General features: G+C 71.1%; 7 protein-coding genes. 4 read left to right on the top strand and 3 right to left on the bottom strand.

Going from position 1 to position 11,341, the window contains the following annotated elements:
* The first annotated feature begins 16 nt into the window (after positions 1–16).
* From AC0L5F_RS03045 to AC0L5F_RS03030, 4 genes are read left to right on the top strand one after another with little or no spacing between them, the layout of a single operon-like run.
* Positions 17–2,713: a bifunctional acetate--CoA ligase family protein/GNAT family N-acetyltransferase gene (locus AC0L5F_RS03045; protein WP_473315141.1), complete on the top strand. Its 2,697-nt coding sequence runs from the start codon at positions 17–19 to the stop codon at positions 2,711–2,713.
* Positions 2,710–3,288: a DUF5998 family protein gene (locus AC0L5F_RS03040; protein ID WP_473315140.1), complete on the top strand. Its 579-nt coding sequence runs from the start codon at positions 2,710–2,712 to the stop codon at positions 3,286–3,288. The genes AC0L5F_RS03045 and AC0L5F_RS03040 overlap by 4 nt, the downstream gene beginning before the upstream one ends.
* Positions 3,285–4,400 (top strand): alkaline phosphatase family protein, encoded by a 1,116-nt coding sequence (locus AC0L5F_RS03035; RefSeq protein ID WP_473315139.1) that lies wholly within the window; start codon positions 3,285–3,287, stop codon positions 4,398–4,400. The genes AC0L5F_RS03040 and AC0L5F_RS03035 overlap by 4 nt, the downstream gene beginning before the upstream one ends.
* 5 nt (positions 4,401–4,405) lie before the next feature.
* Positions 4,406–5,059, top strand: a complete 654-nt coding sequence (locus AC0L5F_RS03030) for a thymidine kinase (protein ID WP_473315138.1) — start codon at positions 4,406–4,408, stop codon at positions 5,057–5,059.
* A 471-nt stretch (positions 5,060–5,530) separates the two neighbouring features.
* Here the strand turns inward: AC0L5F_RS03030 and sepH are convergent, their stop codons facing one another.
* The 3 genes from sepH to AC0L5F_RS03015 form a co-directional block, all read right to left on the bottom strand.
* Entirely contained in the window at positions 5,531–6,601 is a 1,071-nt protein-coding gene (gene sepH, locus AC0L5F_RS03025; protein WP_473316132.1) for a septation protein SepH, read from the bottom strand.
* Between the two features lie 101 nt (positions 6,602–6,702).
* Positions 6,703–10,137 (bottom strand): bifunctional proline dehydrogenase/L-glutamate gamma-semialdehyde dehydrogenase, encoded by a 3,435-nt coding sequence (locus tag AC0L5F_RS03020; protein WP_473315137.1) that lies wholly within the window; start codon positions 10,135–10,137, stop codon positions 6,703–6,705.
* Positions 10,130–11,335, bottom strand: coding sequence for an MFS transporter (locus tag AC0L5F_RS03015; RefSeq protein ID WP_473315136.1), 1,206 nt, complete (start codon positions 11,333–11,335; stop codon positions 10,130–10,132). Before AC0L5F_RS03015 ends, AC0L5F_RS03020 begins: the two co-directional genes overlap by 8 nt.
* Positions 11,336–11,341: the final 6 nt, after the last annotated feature.

Raw genomic sequence — 11,341 nt, 5'->3', positions numbered from 1 at the left:
GCGATAGGTTGTGGGGGTGACCGACGAGCCCGCTGACGTGCAGCGATGGGAGGCCGACGTCCTGCTCAAGGACGGTCGGGTCGCCCAGCTCAGGCCCGTCCGGCCCGACGACGCGCCCCACTTCGTCGAGTTCTACTCGCGCGTGTCCGACGAGTCGAAGTACTTCCGGTTCTTCGCTCCCTATCCGACCCTGTCGGCCAAGGACGTGGCCCGGTTCACGACGGTCGACCACGACCGGCGGGTGGCGTTCGTGGTCACGCTGCACGGCGAGATCATCGGCGTCGGCCGCTACGACGCCACCGGCGGATCCGAGGCCGAGGTCGCGTTCCTCGTCGAGGACGCCCACCAGGGCCGCGGTGTCGGGCAGCTGCTGCTCGAGCACCTCGCCCAGGCAGGTCGCGAGCGCGGGATCAGCAGCTTCGTCGCCGAGGTCCTGCCGGCCAACCGTCGGATGCAGCAGATCTTCCGCGAGATGGGCTACACCGTCGACGGCACCCTCGACGACGGCGTGCAGCGGCTCACCTTCGACCTCGACCCCACCGACACCGCGATCGGCGTCATGCGGGCCCGCGAGCAGCGCGCCGAGGCGGCCTCCATCGAGCGCATCTTCTCGGCCCGCACGATCGCCGTCGTGGGCGCGAGCCGTCGCCAGGACTCCATCGGTCAGGCCATGGTCCGCAACCTGGTGCTGGGCGACTTCTCCGGCACGGTCTACGCCGTGAACTCCGCGGCCGAGGCGGTCTCGGGGCTCACCGCCTACCGGACCGTGCAGGACATCCCGGGCGATGTCGACCTCGCGATCGTCGCGGTGCCGGCCGAGTCGGTCAACGACGTCGTCCTCGACTGCGCCGCCAAGGGCGTGCACGGCCTGGTGGTCATCTCGGCCGGCTTCGCCGAGGCGGGCGAGGAGGGGCGCAAGCGCCAGCGCACGCTGCTCGGGCTGAGCCGCAGCTACGGGCTGCGCCTGATCGGCCCCAACTGCCTGGGCATCATCAACACCGACCCCGACCTGCAGCTCAATGCGTCGCTGTCGCCGGGCATGCCGCCGCAGGGCCGCGTCGGGTTCTTCTGCCAGTCCGGAGCCCTCGGCACCGCGATCCTCGAGACCGTCTCGCGCCGCGGCCTGGGCCTGTCGACGTTCGTGTCGGCCGGCAACCGCGCCGACGTGTCGGGCAACGACCTGCTGCAGTTCTGGCAGGAGGACGACTCGACCGAGGTCGTGCTGCTGTACCTGGAGTCGATCGGCAACCCGCGCAAGTTCTCCCGCATCGCCCGCCGGGTGTCGCGCACCAAGCCCATCGTGGCCGTCAAGTCCGGCGGATCCACCCAGGGCGTCCCCATGGGGCACACGGTCACGCGCAGCTCGGCGCCCCAGGCTGCCGTCGACGCGATGTTCAGCCAGGCCGGTGTCATCCAGGTCAACACGCTCGACGAGATGTTCGACGTCGCCCAGCTGCTGGCCCACCAGCCACTGCCGCGCGGCAATCGGGTCTCCATCGTGGGCAACTCCGACGCGGTCTCGCTGATCGTCGCGGACGCCGCCACCTCCACGGGGCTCGTGGTCAACGAGCGCGTCGCGCTCGGCGCCGACGCGAACGCCGACGACTTCGAGCTGGCCATCGAGGCGTCCCTCGCCGACGACGACACCGACTCATTGGTGGCCATCTACATCCCGCCGATCAACACCAGCGGTGAAGAGGTCGCCAACGTGCTCGCAGCGATCGGCGAGCAGTCCGACAAGCCGATCGTGTCGACCTTCCTGGGCAGCGAGGGCGTGCCGGTCATGCTGCGCGTGCCCGACGTGGCGGGAGGGTCCGCGGGCCGCGGCTCGGTGCCCTCGTACTCGGCGCCGGAGTCGGCCGTGCGCGCCCTGGCCCGGGTGGTCACCTACGCGCAGTGGCGGGCCCGCGACCACGGCGACTTCCACCACGGCACCGAGCACCGCAGCGGAGACGCACGAGCACTGGTGGTGGCGGCCCTGGCCGAGGCGCCACGGGGCGCCGTCCTGTCCACCGACCAGGTGCACGACCTGCTCGCCTGCTACGGCATCGACCTGCTCACCTGGATCAACGTGCACGACCGCGACGAAGCCATCGCTGCCGGCGAGCGGCTCGGCTGGGACGTGGTGCTCAAGGCCGGCAGCGAGCACCTGCGCCAACGGCCCGACCTCGCGCACGTGTGGCGCGACATCAAGAGCCCCCAGGACATGGGGCGTGCGTGGGACACGCTCACCAGCTGGACCGGCATGCGCAAGGACACCAAGTTCTTCGTGCAGCCGGCGGCCCCCGACGGCGTGCAGGTCTCGTTCGGCGTGATGGAGGACCCGTTGTTCGGTCCGCTGGTCTCCTTCGGCCTCGCGGGTGCTCCCAGCGACCTGCTGGGCGACCGTGCCTACGGCATCCCGCCGCTGACCGACTCCGACGCGGCCGACATGGTGGCCAACCTGAAGTCCGCGCCGCTGCTGTTCGGCTACCGGGGCTCCGACCCGGTCGACGTCGCAGCCGTGCAGGACGTCATCGTGCGGCTCGCAGCCATGAAGGACGACCTCCCCGAGATCGTCGAGCTCGACCTCGAGCCGGTGTCGGTGCACCCCGGCGGACTCACGGCGCTGAGCGCACGCGCCAAGGTCGTCCCGTCCACCGACCGCCGCGGCGAGTGGTACGTGCGGCGGCTGAGCCGTCCGGCCTCGTTGGGCGATACGCTGCCGTCATGAGTTCGGACCAGCGCGACGAGGTGTTCGCGGAGATCTCCCACAGCGGCTACTACCCGGAGATCGTGGCCCAGGGCCTGTCCGACGCCCTGGCCGGTGAGGCCGTGCGCGGCTTCGTCCTGCACCACGAACCCACCTTCGACCGCGACGAGATCCGCCGCCACATGACCGTCATGGTGCTCACTCCGTCGCGCGTGGTGCTCGTGCACACCGACGAGCACCCGGGCGACGACCTGCTGCCGAAGCCGTACACCTCCACCACCTCCGAGGCCGTCGCCATCTCGTCGGTGCGCTCGGTCGTCGTCACCCGCATGGTGTCCGCGTCCCCTTCGCGCCTGGAGGAGGCCGTGCTGACCGTCAGCTGGGGCGCGGTGTCGCGCGTCGAGCTGGAGCCGGCGCAGTGCTCCGATCCGGACTGCGAGGCCGACCACGGGTACACCGGCTCGGTCTCCGGCGACGACTTCTCGCTGCGCATCAGCGCCACCGCCGACGGGGGAGCGGCGGTCGAACGGCTGCTGGCGTTCGCCCGCACCCTCTCGGCCGCCACCAGCGACGGAGCATCGGCCGGGCGCCTGTGACGGCGCTGCCACCGCGCCAAGGAATTGCCGGTCGCGCCACGATCGACACCCTCCTGCCGTCCGTCGCGTCCGCGCTGGGCGTCGAGGGCTTCGAGAACACGATGGGCCTGCCCGAGGCGCCGCGCTACGTGGTGTGCCTGGTCGACGGCCTCGGGCTCGACCTGTTGCTCGATCACGCCGAGCTGGCTCCGTTCCTGTCCGGCGCGACGCAGATCGACGACGTGGTCTGCGGGGTTCCCTCCACCACGGCGACCAGTCTCACGTCGCTCGGAACCGGAGCGCGGCCGGGCCAGCACGGTGTCGTCGGCTACACCTGCCGGGTGCCCGAGACCGGGGCGCGATTGAACTCCCTGAAGTGGGACCAGCCGATCGACCCGGAGGTCTGGCAGCCGATTCCCACCGTCCTGCAACACATGCTCGACGCTGGCGTCGCCGCCAGCTCGGTCAACCAGGCGAAGTTCGCCAACACCGGCCTGACGCTGTGCAGCCAGCGCGGCGTTCCCTTCCACGGGGTCGAGTCCACCCACGAGCGGCTCGACGTGGTGCTCGACGTCACCGAGTCGGCCGCGCGGTCCATGACCTACGCCTACGAGTCGCGCCTGGACTTCACCGGCCACGCCAAGGGCTGCTCCTCGCCCCAGTGGCGCGAGATGCTCACCCGCATCGACGACGAGCTGGCCGAGCTGCGCCGTGAGCTTCCCGAGGACTGTGTGCTCGTGGTGACCGCAGATCACGGGATGATCGACCTGCCGGCCGACGGACGATTCGACGTCGACACCGAGCCGGACCTGCTCGACGACGTCACCCTGCTCGCCGGTGAGGCGCGGTTCCGACACCTCTACACCCGCGCCGGGGCAGCCGACGAGGTCGCCGAGCGCTGGCGGGCCCGGTTCGGGTCGCTGGTCGAGGTCCGCACGCGCGAGGAGTCCGACGAGTGGTTCGGACCCCTGCGGCCCGAGGTTCGTGGTCGAGTCGGTGACGTGCTGGTGGCAGCACTCGACGACTTCGCCGTCTTCTCGTCGGAGCAGTTCGCGATCGAGATGAAGATGACCGGCTTCCACGGGTCGATCACGGAGGCGGAGCTGCGCATCCCCGTGGCGATTGCGGGCTGATCGACATGGCTGACCTGAACTTCTACTCCGGCACGATGGACTGCGGCAAGAGCACCCTGGCGCTGCAGATGGACCACAACCACCGAGCGCGAGGCAGGGTCGGGCGCGTCTTCACGTCGCACGATCGTGCGGGGGAGGCCCGGTTGTCCAGCCGGCTCGGCCTGGAGGTGGCGGCCATCGAGGTCGACGACCGGTTCCACTTCTGGCAGTACACCGTCGACGAGCTGACGCAGGGCGGCCGCATCGACTACTTCGTCTGCGACGAGGCCCAGTTCTACACCGCCGACCAGATCGACCAGCTGGCGAAGGTCGTCGACGAGCTCGACATCGACGTCTTCGCGTTCGGCATCCTGACCGACTTCCGCACCCGCCTGTTCCCGGGGTCGTCACGGCTGACCGAGCTCGCCGACCGCGTGCACACCCTGCAGGTCGAGGCCCTGTGCTGGTGCGGCGAGCGTGCCACCCACAACGCGCGCACCGAGGACGGGGTGATGGTCACCGAGGGCGAGGTCATCGTGGTCGGCGACGTCGAGGACGCCGGTCGTCCGCAGCCGACCGTCGGCTACGAGGTGCTGTGCCGGCGCCACCACCGCCGCCGCATGACCGCCCACAGCGCCCAGGCCGCGGCCCTCTCGCCCGACGTCCTGCCCTTCGACTGACGCCCGGCGAACGGCCTGCTCGAGCCTGGAGGTGTGGTTCGCCTCGGGCTTCGCCCTCACGGTCGCTGCGCTCCCTGGCGAACGGACTGCTCGCCAGTGACGAGCTCTGCGAGGAACGTGCCCTTCGGCGCTGGCGCGCCTCACGCTCGCGAGCTCGCTAGGGCCCGGGAGCGAAGCGACCGAGGCGTGGTGAGGTCGAGTGCTCGCTTGAGCTTGGAGGTGTGGTTCGCCTCGCTGCGCTCACAGTCGGCCGCGGGCGGCCTCCTTGGCGAACGGGCTGTGGGGTGAGGTCGAGTGCTTGGTGGAGCCCTGGAGGTGTGGTTCGCCTCGGGCTTCGCCCTCACGGTCGCTGCGCTCCCTGGCGAACAGCCTGCTCGCCAGTGACGAGCTCTGCGAGGAACGTGAGGGAGCGAAGCGACCGAGGCGTGGTGAGGTGGCGGGCTCGCTCGAGGCGTTCAGATGACCTGGCGGTCAGTCGTCCTTTCCGCCGAACATGATCTCGTCCCAGCTGGGGACGCGGCGACGCTCGCCGCGCTTCTTGCGGGGGCCGGCGGTGTCGGGAACGGCCACGTCGGACTCGATCGAGTCCTCCAGGTGGTCGACGTCGTGCTGAGCCTCGGACTCTGCCTCGGCCTGGGCCTCGGAGCGGGCCAGCGCCTCCTGGGCTCGCCGGTCGCGGGCGGCCTTGAGGGAGGACACGCTGCTGCTCACACCGGCCTCGGCGGCAGCCTCCAGCAGAGCCTCGGCGGCTGCGATGTCCGGCGGCAGGTCGTCGAGCACGTCCTGCTCGGCGACGTACTCCAAGGTCTCCTGGGCGTCGCCGTACTCCAGTGCGCCCTGCTCGGCGGAGATCTCGGCGGCCGTCCGGACGGTCGCCGGAGAGCGAACGGCGTCGGCGATCGCCATGTCCGGGGTGTCGGGGAGCGACACGTCGCCCACCAGCTCGTGGGCGGCCTCGTCGGCCGGGACGACGTAGCGGCCGCGGGTGTCGTAGATGAAGCTGGCGGTCTGCTCGGAGTCCGACGGCGTGACCAGGACGGTCCACCGTCCGTCCTCGCGACGCCAGGCGTCCCACGCAGCCGACTCCGGCTGTCCTCCGGTGTCGATGATCGCGGCATCGACCAGCGCGCCGAGCGAGACGCCGGCTCCGGTGACGTGCTTGCGACGCAACGAGGTCTTGCGGGCCTGCTGGTGCATGTACTCGCGCTCGGCGAGCACCGGTCCGGCGAAGTTGTCGACCTGGGCCAGCGCCATGCCCGACGCGTCGGCGACCTGCTGCGCCGACTCACCGCGGCGGATGCGGGTCTGGATGTCGCGCGGGCTGAGCGGTGTGGTGGGCTCCATGGCTGGCTCCGAACCGGTGGCGGGGGATGGCGGGGTGCTGACGGCACCGGCGACGAGCTGGGCTGCCTCGTCGGAGAGCGGCACGCGGAACTGCTCGCCGGTCGCCGGATCGCGCACGAGGATGGACTGCTGGTCCTCGCTCACGCCGTCGAAGCCGAGCTCGCGCATCTGCCTGCCTCCCGGAACCACGTCACCCATCGGTGTCACGGGCGACCTTCTGTCGACCATCGTAGGCACGACACGCCGTGATTCTCGGTGACGCGCCGATTCGGCGAGTCGTGTTGTAGGCGCGGTGTCGGCTAGCGGGGCAGGACCCGGTCGAACGAGGGGTCGTGGTTGCCGAACCGGTGGGTCGTGATGGTGACGGACTGCTCGAGCAGGAACGGCAGCAGCTCGAGTCGACCTGCGAGGGTCACGGCGCCGGAGTGGATGGCGACGTCCGGATCACCGTTGACCGCCTGCGCCGCCGCCTTGGCCGTGGTCCCGATCAGACGGATCCGACCGGGCCGCTGCTGGGCGATGCGGGCCAGCCAGGTCTCACCGGACTCGACCAGGACCTTCTCGGGTGCGGCGAGCGACGGCGGGACCAGTCCCGCGGGGAGCGCGGACGTCGTGCTGATCTCGACAGCGGCGCCCGAACGGGTGGCGGCCAGCAGCACACGAACGACGTCGGCGAGGTCGGCGTGATCGGCGCGGATCGACACCTCGGTCGGGCGGTAGCGGAACACGTTGCGCTCGACGCCCAGACCGCTGACGTCCTTGCAGATGCCGAACTCACGGCGCCAGGCGATCTCGTCGGAGGTGGCCGCCGCGACGAGGTCGGCGTGGACCTCTCGGCCCAGGTGAGTTTCGGCGGCGTCGAGCAGCGCGACGATCTCGGGACTGAGGATGCTGCGATCGGCCCCGCGACGCAGCGGACGCGGGTGCCAGGTGCCCAGGTGCATGAGGAAGTTCGGTCCGCCGGCCTTGCAGCTGGTGCCGACCGAAGACCGCTTCCAGCCGCCGAACGGCTGGCGCTGGACGATCGCCCCGGTGATGCCGCGGTTGACGTACAGGTTGCCGGCCTCGACGGTGTCGATCCACTGGTTGACCTCGTCGGGGTCGAGCGAGTGCAGGCCCGCCGTGAGGCCGTAGTCGGTGGCGTTCTGCCACTGCAGCGCCTGGTCGAGCGAGTCGGCGTGCATCAGCCCGAGCACCGGCCCGAAGTACTCGGTGCGGTGGAACTCGCTGCCGGGGCGGACGCCGTCGCGGATGCCGGGGGTCCACAGGCGGGGGTCGTCGCCGATCTGCTGCGGCTCCAGGAGCCACGACTCGCCCGGGTCGAGCGTGGTCAGGCCCGACAGCAGCTTGCCGCTCGGCGGCTCGATGATCGGTCCCATCGACACCTCGGGGTCGATCGGATGGCCCACTGCGAGCGAGCGCACCGCGTCGACCAGCTGGCGCCGGAAGCGTTCGGACGTGCCGACGGAACCGACCAGGATGCCGAGGCTGGCGGCCGAGCACTTCTGGCCGGCGTGCCCGAAGGCGCTCTTGACCAGGTCGGAGACCGCGTGGTCGAGATCGGCACTGGGGGTGATGACCAACGCGTTCTTGCCGCTGGTCTCGGCCAGCAGCGGGAGGTCGGGCTTCCAGGAGCGGAACAGCGCGGCGGTGTCCCAGCCGCCGGTGAGCAGCACACGGTCCACGTCGGAGTGCGCAACCATGGCCTTGCTGAGCGGACCCTCGTCGAGGGTGGCGTAGCGCAGGAGGTCGCGGGGGACCCCGGCCTGCCACAGGGCCTCGACCATCACCGCGGCGCAGCGACGGGTCTGCGGGGCGGCCTTGATGATGACGCCGCTGCCGGCGGCGAGCCCGGCCAGCACCATGCCGGCGGGGATCGCGACCGGGAAGTTCCACGGCGGGATGACCACGGTGAGCTCGGCCGGGGTCATGGCGGCACCGTCGACCGCTTCGAGGCGGCGGCCGGACTCGGCGTAGTAGTGCGCGAAGTCGATGGCCTCGCTGACCTCGACGTCGCCCTCCGCCACGGTCTTGCCGGCCTCGGCGGCCATGATCGTGATCAGGTCGCCGCGGCGGATCTCCAGCGCACGGCCCGCCTGGTGCAGGATCCAGGCGCGCACGTCGGCGCCGCGCTCCTGCCAGGCGCGGGCGGCGCTGCGGGAGTCCTGGATGACGGTCTCGAGGCTGGCCGGGCCGCGGATCAGGCCCTCGCGGACGGTCTCGGTGCCGATCTGCGTGTAGTCGACCCGGGACAGGGCGCGGCGGGCCCAGGTGCGGTTGACCTCGATGGACGGATCGGTGTCCGGGGTGTTGGTGAAGGTGGGTTCGGTGTGGCGCACGACCTCGGCGACGACGGCCGTGCGGTCCTGCACCCGGTGTGACTCGGGGGCGCGCTTCTCCATCAGGTCGATCGACTCCAGGAACCGGCCCACCTCCCGGTCCATCAGGTCCGACCGACTGCCGATCTCGAACGCCGCCGACATGAAGTTGTCCGACGACGCGTTCTCCTCGAGCCGTCGGACGAGGTAGGCGATGGCGACGTCGAACTCGGACGGATCGACGACGGGTGTGTAGAGGAGGAGGCCGGTGGAGGAGTCGTCCCTGATGGTGTCGCGCACCGCGTCGATCGGTCCGGAGTCCATGCCGAGCAGCACCTCGAAGGTGACCGACTCGCGCACACCGCGATCGCCTGCGAGCAGCCAGGCGTACGCGATGTCGAACAGGTTCTGTCCGGCGACGCCGATCCTGATGGCGTCGACGTGCTCGGGGGTGAGGGCCCAGTCGAGGACGCGCTTGTACCCGGCGTCGGTCTCGACCTTGCTGCCCCAGGTGGCGAGCGGCCAGCCGTGGAGGGTGGCGTCGACGCGTTCCATCGCGAGGTTGGCGCCCTTGACGACGCGCACCTTCACCGGCGCGCCGCCGGACGCGCGGCGCTTGGCGGCCCAGGCCTGCAGCTGCTTCATGGCGCCGAGGGCGTCCGGCAGGTAGGCCTGCAGCACGATGCCGGCCTCGAGGTCGGGGAAGCGCTCGAGGCAGGTGGTGAAGACCGCGATCGTGAGGTCGAGGTCCTTGTACTCCTCCATGTCGAGGTTGATGAAGGTGTTGTCCTCGGCGGCCTTCTCGTACAACGGCACCAGCTGCTCGACGACGCGGGCGACGGACTCGTCGAAGGCCCACATCGACAGCTGGCTGGCGACCGAGGAGACCTTGACCGAGACGTAGTCGACGTCGGGACGCTCGAGCAGGCGCAACGTGGCGTCGCGGCGGCGGGCGGCCTCGGCGTCGCCGAGCACGGCCTCGCCGAGCAGGTTCAGGTTGAGGCGGTCGCCGCCGCGGCGGAGCCTGGAGATGGCCTTGCCGAGCGGCTTGGGACGTGCGTCGATGACGAGGTGGCCGACCATGCGGCGCAGGGTGCTGCGCGCGGTCGTGACGACGAGGCGCGGGGCGACGAACGAGACGAGGGCGCCGAGCTTGAGCAGGAAGCGCTGGATCCACGGCAGGAACGCCGGAGTGTTGGAGGCGAGCTGGCGCAGGTTGCGGGCCGCCACGCCGGTGTCCTCCGGGCGGACGACCCGGTCGACGAAGCTGATGGTGAATTCGAGTCCGGCCGGATCCTTGAGCAGGTCGGCGAGGCGTCGCGCAGACGCCGTGGGGCGGTGCTTTCGGGCCAGCTTCGGGTCGATCCAGGTACGGACGAGATCGATGCTGCGCTCGGCGAGTGTCTGGTCAGTCATCGTGTGTCCCACCGTAGTCGGTCGACGGGGTGACGGCCGCAGTGATGGGCACGCGTGTCCAGGCGAGAAGGGTCGCGACGGCCACGGCGCCGAGCGGCACGAGGAACCCGACAGAGGCCCCGTGCGCATCGACGACCCGTCCGACGATGGCGGCACCCCCGGCGACGCCGGCGGCGAGCCCCGTGGTGGTCCATCCGAGCGCCTCGGTGAAGCGTCGAGGGGGCACGCCGATCTCGACCAACCGGGTCATCGCGATGACGCTCGGCGAGATCATCAGCCCGGCCGCGAGCATGCCGACTGTGAGCAGCGCGACGCCGTTGAGCAGGCTCAGTGGGATGAACAGCGCGGTGAGCCCCAGCAATGCCCAGCGCATGCGGCGCAGGGGTTCACGGGTGGGGATGGCCCCGACGACCAGGCCGGCCAGCAGGCTGCCGGTCGCCCACACGGCGAGGACGGCCCCGGCGAGGTTCGGGCGCCCGGCCTCGTCGGTGAAGGCCACCACGACGACCTCGGTGGCGCCGAACAGCACGCCGAGGCCGACCGCCACCAGTGTCAGTGGAACGAGCAGACCCCGGTTGATCGGTACGACCGGCAGTCCGGTCCGTTCCGGCAGCGGCGGCGCGCTGGCGGTCTGCAGGGCCAGCGCCCACGACGCGAGGGTCGAGACGCCCCCGGCCACCAGCAGGCCACTGAGCTCGGCGACCTGCAGGGTCAGGAAGGTCACGAGCACCGGGCCGACGACGAACACCGCCTCGTCCACGACCGCCTCGATCGCGAAGGCGGTGTTCAGCCGCTCACGGTCGCCGAGGACGTGGGCCCATCGGGCGCGCACCATGTTGCCGGCCTGGGGTGCGCCAAGCCCGGCCACGGCGACCGCCAGATGGGAGAGCGGGAATCCCGAACCCACCACCGCCAGGAACGAGACGATGCCGACGGCGTGGAGCGCTCCGGCGATCCACAGGACGGGTGCCTGGCCGAGCCGGTCGGCGATCCGGCCCTGCACCGGCCCGCTCACCGAGGCGACCAGCACGTAGACCGCGGCGACGGTGCCGGCACGACCGTAGGACCCGGTGCGGGCGGCGACCAGCAGGACGATGCCCAGTCCCGTCATCGACAGCGGGAGTCGTGCCAGGGCTGCCGTCGAGGAGAAGAGCGCGGCTCCCGGCGCCGAGAACGCAGCGCGGTACCTCGTCAGCATGCTGCG

The organism is Aeromicrobium sp. 10G20-16, assembly GCF_055809665.1.
This window is presented reverse-complemented; position numbering and strand designations above follow the sequence as displayed.